Raw genomic sequence first — 18,528 nt, 5'->3', positions numbered from 1 at the left:
GGTGCGCGACCCCTCGCCGGCCCGTGCGGTGAACCCTGTTCACCCTCCCGTCAATCGGAGCTGCCGCATTCCCGGGTCATCTTTGTCCCGGTCCGCGGGATCCCGAAGGATCTGCTTGACGGCTCCGGACCGGTCGTCATCAATCGATCATTTCACCTATGCGCTCGAGTCTTGCGCGTTACCCGCCAATCGGGTGATGTCCCGTAAGGTGAAGCACAACCATCGATAAGCGCTCGCTTACGCCATCGGCCCGGTCGTCACCCGGCTGACGCGGCATCTCCGCTGGTGAGCGTGCTGCAGTAAAGTCAAACCTCCCAATCGAGGTAACATTTTCCGGCAGAAGAGTGAACATTAATCGGCGCCGTACTACTCGCTGTCCGGGCAAACCGGCGCGATTTTTGGACATTTTCGCCAATGCTCCGTTCGGCGGTACGAGCAACGCGTTCACTGGGTAGCGTGATGCCAATCCGGCTGGTCTTGGGGGTACTCGACGGCCGGGTGACCGACCTGTTGCACGAAGAACGCTGGTTGTCGCGCGCGTTCGGCGGTCGCCGGTGCCTAATCGCACCCGGCGGGGGTGCCGTCGAAAACGGAACTGTTTCCGGGGGTCCGCGCGGCCGTCACGCTGGAAAGGATCAATGTGTCTCGCGCTCGTTCTCGCGGGTTCGCCCGGTGGGTGGCACGCCGGGCCGATTTGTTGAACGAGTGGCAAAAAGCCGGCGCCCGCGGCGGGGGTAACACCTGGATCCGGCCGCCGTTTTTCGCGATTTCCCTGGTCGTGGGCCCCCGCTGCGGGTCATCCGCCAGCGCCCGGACAGCCCCGCACTGACCTCATCCGTGCCCGAAAGGTTTCCGCAATGCCGCGATACGACGTCTCGGTTCCCGACGCCGACGACGACAGATCCGTGCCCGCGCGTACGCTCGCCGAGCTGTTCCAGGCCCAAGCCGCCCGCACCCCCGGAAAACCGGCGCTGACCGGCGCCGGCGGCACGCTGACCTACGCGACGGTGAACGCGCGGGCCAACCGGCTGGCGCGGCTGCTGATCCGGCACGGGGCCGGCCCGGAAGGGATCGTCGCGCTCGTCCTGCCGAGGTCGGCCGACCTCGTCGTCGCCGAGCTGGCGGTGGCCAAGGCCGGGGCCGCCTTCCTGCCCGTCGACCCCGACCAGCCCGCCGAGCGCATCGCCTTCGTGCTCGCCGACGCGCGGCCGGTGCTCGTCGTGGGCCGCGGGCACGCGGAAGCCACTCTCGACCTCGGTCTGCTCGACGAGCAGGCCGAGCCGGACACCGACCCCACCGACGCCGACCGGACGCGCCCGCTGCACGTCGACCACCCGGCCTACCTCATCTACACGTCCGGCTCGACCGGCGTCCCCAAAGGCGTCCTCGTCACCCACCGCGGCCTGGCCGGCTTCTTCGCCGCGATGCGCGAGCAGTACGACGTGCGGCCCGGCGACCGGGTCATCGAGTTCTCCTCGCCGAGCTTCGACGCGGCCGTCCTCGAACTCGGCATGGCGCTGCCGCATGGAGCGGCCCTGGTCGTGCCGCCACCCGGCCCGCTGCTGGGCGACCGGCTCGCCGAGGTCCTCGCCGAACACCGGGTGACGCACGCCCTGATCCCGCCGGTCGCGCTGGCCACGCTGCCGTCGCAGGCGAAGCACGCGCTGCCGGACTTCCGCACGGTGATCGTCGGCGGCGACGCCTGCCCGCCCGAACTGGTCCGGACCTGGGCCCCGGGGCGCCGGATGATCAACTCCTACGGGCCCACCGAATTCACCGTCGTGGCGACCTGGAGCGACCCGCTGGCCCCCGGGGGCACGCCCCCGATCGGCCGGCCGCTGCCGGACGCCACCGCGTACGTGCTCGACGACGCCTTGCGCCCCGCCGGCACCGGCGAGCTCTACCTCACCGGGCCGGGCCTGGCGCGCGGCTACCTCGACCGGCCCGGGCTGACGGCGAGCCGGTTCGTGGCCGACCCCTTCGGCGCGCCCGGCACCCGGATGTACCGGACCGGCGACCTCGTCCGCCGGACCGCCGACGGCCAGCTCGAGTTCGTCGGCCGGGCCGACCACCAGGTCAAGATCCGCGGCTTCCGGATCGAACCGGGCGAAATCGAAGCGCTGCTGCTCGGCCGCGACGACGTCCGCGAGGCGGTCGTCGTCGCCCGCGAGGACCGCGTCAAACGCCTGGTCGCCTACTTCGTCGGAGACGCCGATCCGGCGGACCTGCGCGCCGCCGCGGCCGACCGGCTGCCGCCGTACATGGTCCCCTCGGCCTTCGTGCCGCTCGAGGCGATGCCGCTGACCCACCACGGCAAGCTCGACCGCGACGCCCTGCCCGAACCCGACTGGCAGGCGCAGGTCCGGGCCGCCCACACCGCGCCCCGGACCCCGGCCGAGCGGGCCCTCGCCGAAATCTGGGCCGAGGTCCTCGGCGTCCCGGACATCGGCGTCGACGCGGACTTCTTCGAGCTCGGCGGCGACTCGATCCTCGGCGCCCGCGCGCTCGCCCGGATCCGCGCCCGCTTCGGCGCCGAGCTGTCCCCGCGGGTGGTGTTCGACGCCCGCACCATCGCGAAGCTCGCCGAGCTGCTGCCCGACGACGGCGCCCCGGCCGGCCGGATCGAGCCGGTGGCCCACGCCGCCGTGGTGCCGCTTTCGCCGGTCCAGCGCCGGCTTTGGGTGCTCGACCGGCAGCACCCCGGCAGCACCGAATACAACGCCGGCGTCGGCCTCACCCTCGAAGGCCCGCTGGACCACGACGCCCTGCGCGCCGCACTGGACGGGCTGGCCGCGCGGCACGAGTCGCTGCGGACGACGTTCCGGACCGTCGACGGCGAAGGCGTCCAGGTGGTCGCCGACGAGGGCACCATCCCGCTGCGGGAAGCCGACGCCGAGGCGGACCTGGACGCGCAGCTCGCGGCCGAGCTGGACCGCCCCTTCGACCTGGCGACCGGGCCGCTCACCCGGGCCACGCTGATCCGGCGGGGCCCGGACGAGCACCTGCTTCTGCTGTGCCAGCACCACATCATCACCGACGGCTGGTCGGTCGGCCTGCTCGTGGACGAGTTCGCCGCACTGTACGCGGGGGAGAAGCCCGCCGCGCTCGACATCGGCTACCGCGACTACTCCCGCTGGCACCGCGAGCGGCTGGCCGGCCCGCTGCGCGAACGCCAGCTGGCCTACTGGCGCACGCAGCTCGCCGGGCTCGAACCCCTGGACCTGCCCACCGACCGGCCGCGCCCGCCCGTGCGCGCCACCGAGGGCGCGATCCGCCGGTACGAGCTGCCCGAAGGCCTTGCCGAACTGAGCCGCGACACCGGCGCGACGCTGTTCACGACGCTGACCGCGCTCGTGCAGGTGCTGCTGGCCCGCTACACCGGGCAGGACGACGTCGCCGTCGGCACCGCGGTGTCCGGCCGCGACCACGACCAGCTCGAACGGCTCGCCGGGTTCTTCGTCAACACCCTCGTCCTGCGGTCCGCGGTCGACGCCGCGGAACCGTTCGACGTCTTCCTCGGCCGGGTCAGGGAAACGACGCTGGCGGCCTTCGCCGCCGCCGAAGTGCCCTTCGACCAGGTCGTCGACGACCTGCGGCCGGCCCGTGACCCGAGCCGGACCCCGCTGGTGCAGGTGCTGCTGGTGCTGCAGCAGGACCTCGTCCGGCCCCGGGAGGCGGGCGCCCTCCGCCTGGGCGAGCACGATCTGCCCCGCCCCCGGGCCCGGTTCGACCTGGTGCTGGAGTTCCGGCCGCAGGGGCGCGGCGTCGCGATCGAGTACGACACCGCGCTCTTCGACGCCGCCACGATCGACCGCTTCGCCGGGCAACTGCGGGTGCTGGCCGAGGCCGTGGTCGCCGAGCCGCACCGGCCGGTGGCCGAGCTGCCGCTCCTGGGCGGCGCCGAGCTGGCCCACCTGCGCGAGCTGTCCCGCGGACCGGTGCTCCACGCGCCGGAAGCCACCCTCCCGCAGCTGTTCGAGGCTCAGGCGGCCCGCACGCCGGACGCCGTCGCGGTCGTCTGCGAGGGCCGCTCGCTCACCTACGCCGAGCTCGACGAACAGGCCGGCCGGCTGGCCCGGGTCCTCGTCGAGCGGGGCGCCGGGCCCGAGCGGTTCGTCGCCGTCTCTCTGCCGCGCACCGAACGGATCCTGGTGGCGCTGCTCGGCGTGCTCAAGTCCGGTGCCGCCTACCTCCCGGTCGACCCCGCCTATCCGGCCGACCGCCAGGAGCTGATCCTCGACGACGCCGCCCCGGCCCTGCTGCTCACCCCGGACGGCCGCGGTCCCGGATCCGTTCCCACCCTCGCCTTCGACGACCCCGCCCTGCTCGACGGCCGGGAGAGCGGGCCGCTCGCCCGCGCGACGAACCCGGACCACCCCGCTTACGTGATCCACACGTCCGGCTCGACCGGCCGCCCCAAGGGGGTCGTGGTCGCCCACCGCAGCGCCGCGAACCTGATGGCCTGGGCGCGAAAGGACTTCGAAGACGTCTTCCGCCCGGGCGCCACGGTGGTCGCCTCGACGTCGCTGAACTTCGACGTCTCGGTGTTCGAAATCTTCGCGCCGCTGATGACCGGCGCCACCGTCGAGATCGTCCGGGACGTGCTGGCCCTCGGCGAAGGCGGGCAGACCGGCCGTCCGGTCGGCCTGGTCAGCGGCGTGCCCTCGGCGTTCGCCCAGCTGCTGGCCCAAGGCGCGGTGTCGGTGCGACCGTCCACTGTGGTCCTGGCCGGTGAAGCGCTGACGCGGCACGCGCTGGACGACATCCGGAAAGCCCTGCCGGACAGCCGGATCGCGAACATCTACGGGCCCACCGAGTCCACTGTGTACGCCACGGCCTGGTACCACGACACCGACCGCACCCCGCCGATCGGCCGCCCGATCGCCGGCATCCGCGCGTACGTCCTGGACCGCGGCATGCGGCCGGTGCCCGTCGGCGTGCCCGGCGAGCTGCACCTCGGCGGCGCCGGGGTGGCCCGCGGCTACCTGAACCGGCCGGGCCTGACCGCCGTCCGGTTCGTCGCCGACCCCTTCGGCGCGCCCGGCGCCCGGATGTACCGGACCGGCGACATTGTCCGCTGGACCACCCGCGGCGAGCTGGAGTACCTGGGCCGCGCCGACGACCAGGTGAAGATCCGCGGCTTCCGGATCGAGCCCGGCGAAGTCGAAGCCGCGCTGCGGAAGCACCCGGACGTCACCGAAGCGGTGGTGGTCGCGCGCACCGACGGCGGGCACCAGCGGCTGGTCGCCTACGTCGTGCCCGAGGCACCCGCGGACCTGCGGGACTTCCTCGGCGCCTCGCTGCCCGCCCACCTGGTGCCCTCGGCGTTCGTGCCCCTGGACCGGCTGCCGCTCAACCCCAGCGGCAAGCTCGACCGCCGCGCCCTGCCCGCACCGGACTGGGCCGGCGCCACCACCCGCGTCGCGCCGCGCACCGACACCGAACGGCTGCTGGCCACCATCTGGGCCGACGCACTCGGCCTGCCCGAAGTCGGCGTCGAGGACAACTTCTTCGAGCTCGGCGGCGACTCGATCCTCGGCATCCGGCTGGTGTCGGAGGCGGCCAAGGCCGGCCTCCGGATCACCACCAAGGACGTGTTCCGGCACCAGACGATCGCCGCGCTCGCCGCGGCGGCGGGCATGGCCGGTGTGGCCGGTGTGGCCGCACCCGCGGCCGAGCGGCCCGCGGCGACCGGCGAGGTGGTCGTCACCCCGATCCAGCACTGGTTCCTCGACACCGGCCCGGCCGACCCGGACCACTTCGTCCAGCAGCTGAGCGTCCGGCTGGCCGAAGACGTCGACGAAGCCCGCCTGCGCGCGGCGGTGAACACCGTCGTCGCCCACCACGACGCCTTCCGGCTGCGCTTCCGCAAGACCGCGGATGGCTGGACCCAGTGGCACGCCGAGCCCGGCGCGGCCGACGTCTTCGGCGCGAAGATCGACATCGAACACGGCCCGCTGGTCAGCGCCGAACTCACCGGCACGACCCTGCGCCTGGCCGTGCACCACCTGGTGGTGGACGGCGTCTCGTGGCGGATCCTCCTCGAGGACGTCGACCACGCCTACCGCGGACAGGAGCTCGGCGCCCGCACGACGTCCTTCCAGGAGTGGGCGAACCGCCTCGCCCGGCACGATTTCGCCACGGACCTCCCGTACTGGCAGGCGGTCGAAGGCGCCCAGATCCCCTTGGACACCGACGGCGCCGGCACGGTGGCGAGCACCCGCACGGTCACCACCCGCCTGGACGCCGAGCTGACCCGGGCCCTGCTGCAGGACGTCCCGGGCGTCTACCGCACCCAGGTCAACGACGTGCTGCTGGCCGCGCTCGGCGGTGCCCTGCGCCCGTGGGCCGGCGCCGGGCGCGTGCTGGTCGACCTCGAAGGCCACGGCCGCGAGGAGCTGTTCGACGACGTCGACCTGTCCCGCACGGTCGGCTGGTTCACGTCGATGTTCCCGGTCGCGCTCGACGTCCCCGACGCCGGCGTCGCGACCCTGCTGAAGTCCGTCAAGGAGCAGCTGCGCGCGATCCCGGCCCGCGGCCTGTCCTACGGCGTGCTCCGCCACCTCACCGGGACCGCTCCCGCGGTGAGGCCCCGGCTCAGCTTCAACTACCTCGGCCGCTTCGAGGCCGAAGGCGAGCTGTACCGGGGCCTCGAGCGGGAACTCGAGCTCCGGCAGCACCCCGCGGACGTCCGCGCGCACGCCGTCGACGTCGTCGCCCGGGTCACCGGCGGCCGCTTGGAGATCACCTGGTTCTACTCGGCGGAGCTCCACGAAGAAGCCACGATCCGGGCCGTCGCCGACGACCTCGTCCGCGGGCTCGCCGGGATCGTCGCGCACTGCACCGGCCCGGGTGCCGGCGGCCGCACGCCGTCGGACTTCCCGCTGGCCCGGCTCGATCAGTCCACTGTGGACCGGCTGGCCGGCGACGGCCGCGACGTCGAGGACGTCTACCCGCTCACCCCGGCCCAGGCCGGCATGCTCTTCCACCGGCTCACCGGCGGTGGCCGCCACGCCTACCTCCAGCAGGTGACGTTCGTGCAGAGCGACGTCCCCGACCCCGAGGCGCTGGGCCGCGCCTGGCAGCGGGTGGTGGACCGGACCCCCGTCCTGCGCACCCGGGTCGTCTGGGACGGCCTCGACGAGCCTGTGCAGGTGGTCCACCGGCAGGTCACCCTGCCGATCCGCTACCGGGACTGGACGACCGGGCCGGAAGACCTCGACGCCGTGCTGGCGGCCGACCGGGACGCCGGCCTTGACCTCGGCGAGCTGCCGCTGATGCGGCTGCTGCTCGCCCGCGTCTCGGCGACCGAGGTCCGGGTGATCTGGACCTTCCACCACCTGCTGCTCGACGGCTGGAGCCTCTTCCAGGTGCTCTCCGACGTCGCGGCGGCGCACGCCGGACACCCGCTGCCGACCCGCCGGCCGTTCCGCGACCACCTCCGGTGGCTGTCCGAACAGGACGCGACAGCCGCGGAGACCTATTGGCGAGGCAGGCTTTCCGGGCGGCCCGAGCCGGCCCGGCTGCGGACCGACCACGCCGCTGACGGGCACCCGGTCGAGTCGACGGCCTCGCTGCGGATCGAGCTGCCCGCCGGGCCGCTGCGCGCCGCCGCCCAACGCCACGGGCTGACCCTCAACACGCTCGTCCAGGGCGCCTGGGCGGTGCTGCTGGCCCGCCACACCGGGCGGCCGGAGGTCTGCTTCGGCACCACGGTCGCCGGGCGGCCCGCCGAACTGCCCGGGGCCGACGAGATCACCGGCATGTTCATCACCACGCTGCCGGTGGTCACCGACGTCGACGAGCGGGCGGCCGCGGTGGACTGGCTGCGCGGCCTCCAGGACGAGCAGGCCGAGGCCCGGCGCTTCGACCACCTTTCCCTGGCGCGCCTGCAGAGCTGGGGCGGGGAGTTCGACACCCTGCTCGTCTTCGAGAACTACCCGGTCACCGCCGGGCTCGGGCTGCGCGACCTGCGCGGCGTCGAGACGACCAACTACCCGCTCAGCGTCGTCGCGTACCCCGGCGAGGAGCGCCTGGAGTTCCTGTTCGGCTACGACCCCGGGCTGTTCGACGCCGACACGGTCGCCGGTCTCGCCCGGTGCCTGCAGACCCTGCTGGCCGAGCTCGCGGCCCGGCCGCACGAGCCGCTCGCCCGGCTGCGCATGCTCACCGGCGCCGAGCAGCAGGAAGTCCTGGCCTCCGGTGCCGGGCCCGCCCAGGACCGGCCGGACACGACCGTGCCGGCGCTGTTCGCCGAGCAGGCCCGTCGCACGCCCGGCGCGGTCGCCGTCACCGGCGCGGAAACCCTGACCTACGCGGAGCTGGACGCCCGGGCGAACCGGCTGGCCCACCGCCTGCTCGCCCTCGGCGCGCGGCGGGACGGCCTGGTCGGGCTGCTGCTGGGCCGCTCGGCCGACGTCGTCGTCGCCGAACTCGCGGTGCTCAAGGCCGGCGGTGCGTACCTGCCGCTGGACGCCCGCGCACCCCGCAGCCGGCTCACCGCGCTGCTCGGCGGCGTCCGCGTGCTGGTGACCGACGACGCCGGCCGGGCGCTCGCCGAGGACGTCCACAGTGGACCGGTGGTGTCGATCGGCGAGGTGGGCGACGAGCCGGCCGAGGCGCCGGACGTGCTGCTGCGGCCGGAAAACCTGGCGTACGTGATGTACACGTCGGGGTCGACCGGGACCCCCAAGGGCGTGGCCGTCAGCCACCGGGCCATCGTCGCGCTGGCCCGGGAGCGGTCCTTCGCCTGTCCTGCCCACCGGACCGTGCTCATGCACTCCGCGCTGGCCTTCGACGCGTCGACGTACGAGCTGTGGGTGCCGCTGCTGAGCGGCGGCCGGGTCGTCGTCGCCCCGCCGGGTGACCTCGACGCCGACGTGCTGCGCCGGCTGGTCACCACGCACGGGGTGACCGGGCTGTTCATCACCGCGGGGCTGTTCCGCGTGCTGGCGCAGGAGGATCCCGGCTGCCTGCGCGGCGTCCGCGAGGTGTGGACGGGCGGCGAAGTGGTGCGCCCGGCCGCGGTGCACCAGGTGGCGGCCGCGTGCCCGGGGCTCACCGTGGTGGACGTCTACGGGCCCACCGAGGCGACGACCTTCGCCACCCGGTACCCCCTGTCGCCGGGCGAGCCGGTGCCGGACGTGCTGCCGATCGGGCGGCCGCTGGACGGCACGGCGGCCTACGTCCTCGACCACGGGCTGCGGCCGGTGCCGGCGGGCGCGGTCGGCGAGCTGTACCTGGCCGGCACCGGGCTGGCCCGCGGCTACCTCGGGCAGCCGGGGCTGACCGCCGAGCGGTTCCTGGCCGACCCCTTCGGCGCGCCGGGCGAGCGGATGTACCGCACCGGTGACCTCGTCCGGTGGACCCGCGCCGGCCAGCTGGAGTTCGTCGGCCGGGCCGACGACCAGGTGAAGATCCGCGGCTTCCGCGTCGAGCTCGGCGAGATCGAGACGGCGCTGACCGCCCATCCCGAGGTGACCGAAGCCGTGGTCGCCGCGGTGGAGTCCGGTGGGACCAAACGGCTCGTCGCCTACGTCGTCGCGAGCGGGACGCCGGACCTGCGCGAGTTCCTGCTGCGCTCGCTGCCGGACTACCTCGTACCGGCGGTGTTCGTCCCCCTGGAGGCCTTGCCGCTCAACGAAAACGGGAAGGTCGACCGCCGGGCGCTGCCCGCACCCGACTTCGTCTCCGGGCTCGGCTACCGCGAGCCCGCGACGGACGCCGAGCGGCTGCTCGCCGGGGTCTGGGCCGAGGTGCTGCGCGTGGACCGCGTCGGCGCCGACGACAACTTCTTCGAGCTCGGCGGCGACTCGATCCTGTCCATCCAGGTGGTCTCCCGGGCCCGCCGGGCCGGCCTGAACCTGATGCCGGGCCAGGTGTTCGACCACCCGACCGTCGCCGCCCTCGCCCTCGCGGCCACCCCGGCCGCACCCGCCGCGGCCGTCGCCGGGCCGGTGACCGGCGACCTGCCGCTGACGCCGGTGCAGCGCTGGTACCTCGACCCGCGGCCGGTGCACCCGGAGCAGTTCGTCCAGACCGTCTCGGTCGACCTGCCGGACGCCGCGGCGCTGCCTCGCGCGCTTCGCGACCTCCAGCTGCACCACGACGCCCTGCGGCTGCGCTTCACCCCCGATGGCGCTTACCACGCGCCCGACGCCCAAGACGTCCTCGGCGCCACCATCGACCTCGAGCACGGGCCGCTGCTGAGCGCCGAGCTGTCCGGCACGACGCTGACGCTCGCCGCGCACCACCTGGTCGTCGACGGCGTCTCGTGGCGGATCCTCCTGGAAGACCTGCGAACCCTCCTCGGCGGCGGCGAGCTCCCGGCCAAGACGACGTCCTTCCGCGACTGGGCCCGCACCCTGGCCCACCACACGGCCGAAGGCTTCTTCGACGACGAGCTCGCCCACTGGGCGGCGATCGACGCCGACCCGGCCCTGCCGGTCGACGCGGCGGGCGACAACACGTACGGCTCGGCCCGCTCGGTGGTCGTGCGGCTGCCCGCGGAGGCGACCCGGGCGGTGCTGCACGACGTGCCGGGGGCGTACCGGACGCAGGTCAACGACGTCCTGCTGACCGCGCTCGGCCGCGTGCTGGGCGACTGGACCGGCCGTGACCGCGTCCTGGTCGACCTCGAAGGCCACGGCCGGGAGGACCTGTTCGGAGGCATCGACCTGTCCCGGACGGTCGGCTGGTTCACCTCGATCTTCCCGGTCGAGCTGACCTCGTCCGGCGAGGACTGGGGCGAAGCACTGAAGACGACGAAGGAACGGCTGCGCGCGATTCCCCGCCGCGGCATCGGCTACGGCGCCCTGCGCCACCTGGCCGGGACCGCCCCGCGCCTCGAACCGCGGATCAGCTTCAACTACCTGGGCCGCTTCGACCACGGCGGCGGCCTGGGCGGCGCCGCGCACCCCGAGCAGACCCGCGCGCACCAGCTCGACGTCGTCGGCGCGGTCGTCGGCGACGAGCTGGAGCTGACCTGGCACTACTCGGCCCACGTGCACACCGAGGCCACCGTGCGCCGGCTCGCCGGCGCGCTCCTCGAAGCCCTCGCCGGGATCGTCGGGCACTGCGCCCGGCCGGACGCCGGCGGCCGCACGCCGTCGGACTTCCCCCTGGTCCGCTTCGCACAGTCCACAATAGACGCGTTGGTCGGCACCGGCCGGGACGTCGAGGACCTCTACCCGCTCACCCCGATGCAGTCGGGCATGGTCTTCCACAGCCTCGTCGACGGCGCGGCCGGGACCTACCTCAACCAGGTGCGCCTGCGGCTGACCGGCATCACCGACCCCGAGCGGCTCGCCCGGGCGTGGCAGCAGGTCGTCGCGGACACGCCGGTGCTGCGCACCCGCATCGTCTGGGAGGGCCTCGACGAGCCGGTGCAGGTCGTCGAGCGAGCCGTCACGGTCCCGGTCACCCACCTGGACTGGCGGGCACTGGACGAGCAGGAGCGTGTCCTCGCGCAGGAGCGGTTCCTCGAAGCCGATCGGGTCGCGGGCTTCGACCTGACGGCCGCCCCGCTGCTGCGGCTGGCGTTCGCCCGGCTGCCCGGCGGCGACGTGCTGCTGATCTGGACGTTCCACCACGTGCTGCTCGACGGCTGGAGCGCGGCGCAGGTGTTCGGCGAGGTGTGCGCCCGGTACGCGGGCGCCGCCGTCCCCGGCCGGCGCCCGCCGTTCCGCGAGTACCTGCGCTGGCTGGCCGCGCAGGACACCGCGGACGCCGAAACGCACTGGCGCGCCCAGCTCGCCGGGCTGAGGACACCGACGCCGCTGCCCTACGACCGCCGTCCGGTCGAGGCGCACCGCGCGCGGTCCGCCGCGTCGGTCCGGGTGTCCGCGCCCGCCGGCGGGCTGCGGGAGCTGGCGCGCCGCGCCGGCCTGACGCTCAACACGGTCTTCCAGGGCGCCTGGGCCCTCGTGCTGTCCCGCTACAGCGGGGAGCCCGGCGTCGTCTTCGGCACCACCGTGTCCGGGCGGCCCGCCGACCTGCCCGGCGTCGAATCGATGGCGGGGCTGTTCATCAACACCGTGCCCGCGCCGGTGACCGTCCACGACGGGCTCGTCGTGGCGGACTGGCTGCGGGACCTGCAGACCGCCCAGGCGCGCTCGCGCCGGTTCGACTTCGTGTCACTGGCCCAGCTGCAGACCTGGGCGGGCGGCACCACGCTGTTCGACAGCATCCTGGTGTTCGAGAACTACCCCTTCGACCCCGAGGCCGTCGCGGCGCACGGCATCGGCCTGCACGAAGAAGGCGAGCTGCAGCCGACCAACTACCCGCTCAGCGTGGTCGTCACGCCGGGGGAGCGGCTGACCGTGTCGTTCGACCACGACCCGGACCTGTTCGACCGGGCCACCGTCGACCGGCTGGCCGCGCAGCTGCTCCTCGTCCTGGACCGCATCGCCACGGATCCCGGGCAGCGGGTCGGCGAGCTGGACCTGCTCACCGACGACGACCGCGAGCGCGTGTTGCGGACGTTCAACGACACGGCGCACCCGGTGGCCGAGGCGACGGTGGTGGGCCGGTTCGCCGAGCAGGTCCGCCGGACTCCGGACGCTCCGGCGGTCGACGACCTGACCTATGCGGAGCTGGATGCCCGCGCCGACGGGCTGGCGTCCCGATTGGCCGAGCTGGGCGTCGGGGCCGAACACCGGGTGGGGCTGCTGCTGGAGCGCTCCGCCGACGTCGTCGTGGCCGAGCTGGCGGTGTTGAAGGCGGGGGCGGCGTATGTGCCGGTGGACCTGCGCGCGCCGGCGAGCCGGATGCGGCTGGTCCTGGCCGAAGCGGGTGTCTCCGTGGTCATCGCAGAAGAGTCCTATCAGGACATCCACAATGGATCGATTGTGCGGGTGGGCGAAACCGGCCCGGGAGGCGCGCCGGATGTCGCCGTCCGGCCCGCGAATCTGGCCTACGTGATGTACACGTCGGGTTCGACCGGGACGCCGAAGGGGGTCGCGGTGACTCATCGGGACATCGTGGCCCTGGCTTCGGATCGGTCGTTCGCGGATGAGGCGCACCGGACGGTGTTGCTGCATTCGCCGCAGGCGTTCGATGCCTCGACGTACGAGGTGTGGGTGCCGCTCCTCAACGGTGGCCATGTGGTGGTCGCGCCGCCGGGTGACGTGGACGCCGAGGTGCTGCGTGAGGTGGTCGGCTACCGTGGGGTGAGTGCGCTGTGGCTGACCGCCGGGCTGTTCCGGTTGCTGGCCCAGGAAGACCCCGCCTGCCTGCGTGGCGTGGGTGAGGTGTGGACCGGTGGCGACGTCGTGCCCGCTGCCGCGGTCCGGCAGGTGCGGGCCGCCTGCCCGGGGCTGACCGTCGTCGACGGCTACGGCCCCACCGAGACCACCACCTTCGCGAGCCGGTTCTTCCTGGCCCCCGACGACGTGGTGCCGGACGCGATGCCGATCGGACGGCCACTGGACAACATGGTCGCCTACGTCCTGGACGAGGGGTTGCGGCCGGTGCCGCCGGGCGTGACCGGCGAGCTGTTCATCGCCGGGGCCGGGGTGTCCCGCGGCTACCTCGGTCGGCCGGGGTTGACGGCGGAACGGTTCGTGGCCAACCCCTTCGGCGCACCGGGCGCGCGGATGTACCGCACCGGTGACGTGGTCCGCTGGTCCGGGGACGGGGTGCTGGAGTTCGTCGGCCGGGCCGATGATCAGGTGAAGATCCGCGGTTTCCGGATCGAGCTGGGGGAGATCGAGACGGCCTTGGCCGCGCACTCGGACGTCACCGAGGCAGTGGTCGTCGCTCGGGACCGGCGGCTGGTCGCCTACGTCGTCGCGACCGGGCAGCCGGACCTGCGGGCGTGGCTGCAGCGGGATCTGCCCGACTACATGGTCCCGTCGGCGTTCGTGACGCTCGACGCGCTTCCGTTGAGCGCCAACGGGAAGGTCGACCGCAAGGCGCTGCCGGAGCCCGCCGCGGAACCGGTGACCGGGTACGTGCCGCCGCGCACGGACACCGAGCGCGTGCTCGCCGAGGTCTGGGCCGACGTGCTCGGCGTGCCCGGGGTCGGCGTCGAGGACAACTTCTTCGAGCTCGGCGGCGACTCGATCCTGAGCATCCAGGTCGTCTCCCGGGCGCGGCGCCACGGCCTCGCGCTCACCCCGCGGGACCTGTTCGCCCACCAGACCGTCGCCGCGCTGGCCGTGGCGGCGGGTTCGGCCGCGGTGACCGTGGCCGAGCAGGGGCCGGTCACCGGCGCCGCCGCGCTGACCCCGATCCAGCACTGGTTCTTCGCCGGGGACTCCGGCGATCCGGCCGGGTTCACGCAGTCGGTCCGGATCGAGCGGGCCGAGCCCTTCGACGTCGAGACCCTCCGCGCGGCGCTGGCCACCCTGACCGGGCACCACGACGCCCTGCGGATGCGGTTCACCGCCGCCGGCCAGGAAAACGCCCCGGCCGAACCGGCGGAGATCCTCGGCGCCGAAATCGACGTGACCCGCGGGCCGCTGCTCACCGCCGAGCTCCTCGAACCCGCCGTCCTGCTGCTGACGGTCAACCACCTCGTCGTCGACGGCGTTTCGTGGCGGATCCTCCTGGAAGACCTGGAAACCGCCTACCGCGGCGGCCCGCTGCCGCCGAAGACGACGTCGTTCCGCGACTGGGCCAACCGCCTCGCCGCGCACGCCGAGGCCGGCGGCTTCGACGACGAACTGCCCTACTGGCGCACCGCGCTCGCCGTGGACCCCGCGCTGCCGGTCGACGCGCCGGCGGGGGACCGGGGCACCGGCACGGTCACCACGCGCCTGGACGCCGAGCTCACCCGGGCGCTGCTGCAGGACGTCCCCGGCGTCTACCGGACGCAGGTCAACGACGTGCTGCTGGCCGCGCTGGGCCGGGTGCTGGCCCGCTGGACCGGCCGCGACGGCGTGCTGATCGACCTGGAGGGCCACGGCCGGGAGGACCTGTTCGACGACGTCGACCTCTCCCGCACGGTCGGCTGGTTCACCTCGCTGTACCCGGTCGCGCTGCGGATCGACGAAGACTGGCGCGCCCTGCTCAAGTCGGTGAAGGAGCAGCTGCGCGCGGTGCCCCGGCGCGGTGTGGGCTTCGGAGCGCTGAAGTACCTGACCGGGACCGCGCCCGCGCTGGCGCCCGAGATCAGCTTCAACTACCTGGGCCGCCTCGACGGCGCGGCCGGCAGCCTCGACTCTTCGGTCGGCGACGGCGCGGGCCGGGCGCACCTGCTCGACGTCGTCGGCCGGGTGGACCGGGAGAGCCTGGAACTGACCTGGTACTACTCGCGCGACACGCACACCGCCGCCACGGTGGAGAAGCTGGCCGCGGACCTGGTGGCCGCGCTGGGCGAAGCCGTCGCGCACTGCGCCGAGCCCGGCGCCGGCGGCCGCACGCCGAGCGACTTCCCGCTGTGCGGACTGGACCAGCGGCAGGTGGACCGGATCGCCGGCGACGGCCGCGGGGTCGCCGACCTCCACCCGCTCACGCCGATGCAGGCGGGCATGGTCTTCCACGGGCTTTCCCAGGAATCGCAGGGCGTCTACTTCGAACAGGTCACCGCGGTCCTGGACGGCGTGGCCGAGCCGCGGTACCTGGCCGAGGCGTGGCAGCACGTCGTCGACCGCACGCCGGTCCTGCGCGGCAGCGTCGTCTGGGAGGACGTCCCCGAGCCGCTGCTGGTGGTCCACCGCGACGCGCGGGTGCCGGTCACCGAGCTCGACTGGCGGGACCGCGACCGCGAGGACGCCCTGCGCGAACTGCTCGCCGAGGACCGCGCCCGGCCGTTCGACCTGGCGGCGGCCCCGCTGCTGCGGGTCGCACTGGCCCGGCTGCCCGGCGACGCCGTCCAGCTCGTCTGGACCTTCCACCACGTCCTGCTCGACGGCTGGAGCGTCTTCCAGGTGCTGGCCGACGTCTGCACCGCCTACGCGGCCCTGCGTGACGGGACCACGCCGGCCCTGCCGCACCGCCGTCCGTTCGGGGACTACGTCACCTGGCTGACCGGCCAGACCGCCGAGGGCGCCGAAGAGTACTGGCGCCGCGAGCTCGCCGACGTCACCGAGCCGACCCCGCTGCCCTACGACCGGGTGCCCGCCACCGCCCACGCCTCGAGCTCGTCGACGTGGGTCGGCCGGGACCTCGACGAGGCGGCGACCCGCCGGCTCGCGGCGTTCGCCCGGCGCGAGCGGCTCACCCTGAACGCCGTGGTGCAGGGCGCCTGGGCGCTCCTGCTGGCCCGGCACAGCGGTGAGGACGACGTCTGCTTCGGCGCCACCGTGTCCGGCCGCCCGGCCGGGCTGGCCGGCGTCGACGACATCACCGGCATCTTCATCAACACCCTGCCCGTGCGGGTCACCGCCGACCCGGCGGCGCCGGTCGCCGGCTGGCTGCGCGGCCTGCAGACCGCCCAGGCCGAATCGCGCCGGTTCGAGCACGTCCCGCTGACCGACGTGCAGGCCTGGAGCGGCGTCGAGGGCGGCCGGAACCTGTTCGACAGCCTCGTGGTGTTCGAGAACTACCCGGTCACCGCGGATGACGTGGGCGGCGCTGCCGCGCACGGCGTGCGGCTGCGCGAACTCCAGGCGATGGAGACCACCAACTACCCGCTCAGCGTCGTGGCCGCGCCCGGCCCGCGCCTCTCGCTCGGCCTCGGCTACGACCCGGCGCTGTTCGACGCGGCCACCGTCGAGCGGCTGGCCGGGCGGCTCGAACACCTCCTGACCGCGATCGCCGAAGACCCGGCCCGGCCGCTGCGGGACCTGGATGTGGTCGGCGCGGCCGAACGCGAGCAGGTGCTCGTGGCGTTCAACGACACCCGCCACGAGGTCCCGCCGGTCACCCTCACCGAGCTGATCGAGGCCCAGGCGGCCCGCACGCCCGACGCCGTGGCAGTGGTGTCGCGGGACGAACGGCTGACCTTCGCCGAACTCGATGCGCGTGCCGACCGGCTGGCCCGGCTCCTGGCCGCGCGCGGCGCCGGGCCGGAGCGGATCGTCGCGCTCGCCCTGGGGCGGTCGGTGGAGATCGTCGTCGCGCAGCTGGCCGTGCTCAAGACCGGTGCCGCCTACCTGCCGGTCGACCCGGACTACCCCGCCGAGCGGATCGCGTTCATGCTCGCCGACGCGAAACCGGTCGTCGTGGTGACCCGGCCGGGAACACCGCCGCCGGTGGACGACGTGCTCGTCCTCGACGGCTCGGAAGCCCACGGCCCGGCTGCCCCGTTGGGCCGCTCGGTGCCGCCGACCGCACCCGCGTACGTCATCTACACCTCGGGCTCGACCGGCACGCCCAAGGGCGTCGTCGTCACGCACGCCGGCTTGGCGAGCTTCGCGGGCGCCGAGATCGCGCACTTCGACGTCCGGCCGGGCGACCGCGTGCTGCAGTTCTCCTCGCCGAGTTTCGACGCTTCGGTGCTGGAACTGTGCATGGCGCTGCCCGCCGGGGCCGCGCTGGTCGTGCCGCCGCCCGGGCCGCTGCTCGGCGACCACCTCGCCGCCGTGCTGCGCGAGGAAGGCGTCACGCACGCGCTGATCCCGCCGGTGGCGATGGCGAGCGTGCCGGACGTCGACCTCCCCGCGTTCCGCACCCTGGTGGTCGGTGGCGAAGCCTGTCCGGCCGACCTGGTGGCCCGCTGGGCGCCCGGCCGCCGGATGATCAACGCCTACGGGCCGACGGAAACCACCGTGGTGGCGACCTGGAGCGACCCCCTGGAACCGGGGGCGACCCCGCCGATCGGCCGCCCGATCCGCAACACCCGCGTCCGCCTCCTCGACGCCGCGCTGCGGCCGGTGCCGATCGGCGTCCCGGGAGAGCTGTACGTCTCCGGCGCCGGGCTCGCCCGCGGGTACCTCGACCGGCCGGGGCTCACCGCCTCGCGGTTCCTCGCCGATCCGTTCGGGGCGCCGGGGGAGCGGATGTACCGCACCGGCGACCTGGCGCGGTGGCGCGCCGACGGCACGCTGGAGTTCCTCGGCCGCGCCGACGACCAGGTCAAGATCCGCGGCTTCCGGATCGAGCCCGGCGAAATCGTGGCGGTGCTGCGCAAGCACCCGGGCGTTCGCGACGCCGCCGTCGTCGCGGACGGGCAACGGCTGATCGCCTATGTCGTGGGGGAAGAAACCGGGCTGCGGGAGCACGTCGCCGCCGCACTGCCGGCCCACTTCGTGCCCGCCGCGTTCGTCCGGCTCGACGCGCTTCCCCTGACGGCCAACGGGAAGCTGGACCGGCGAGCCCTGCCCGCCCCGGCCGCGCCGGCGGAGAGCGCCGGGTACGCGGCGCCGGAAACCGAGACGGAAGAGGTCCTCGCGGCCATCTGGGCCGAGGCACTGGACCTCGACCGGGTCGGCGTCGAGGACAACTTCTTCGCCCTCGGCGGCGATTCGCTGCGCAGCCTGCGGATCACGTCCATGACGAAGTCCGCCTTCGACGTCGAAATCACCCCCAAGGACGTGCTCACCGCGGGCACCGTGCTGGCACTGGCGGAGCTCGTCGAAGAACGGGTCCTGCAGGACCTCGAGCGGCTCGCGGCCGGCCAAGACCACTGAACAACCGTTGACA

Annotated in this window: 1 protein-coding gene; it reads left to right on the top strand. The window is 74.0% G+C overall.

Annotated elements, in window-relative coordinates:
• Nucleotides 1-857: 857 nt before the first annotated feature.
• On the top strand, nt 858-18,515 hold the full coding sequence (locus tag ACWED2_RS18105; protein WP_449691625.1) for a non-ribosomal peptide synthase/polyketide synthase: 17,658 nt from the start codon (nt 858-860) through the stop codon (nt 18,513-18,515).
• Nucleotides 18,516-18,528: the final 13 nt, after the last annotated feature.

The organism is Amycolatopsis sp. NPDC005003 (assembly GCF_053600695.1).
Note: the sequence above shows the minus strand (reverse complement) of the source record. Positions and strands in the feature narration are given on the sequence as shown.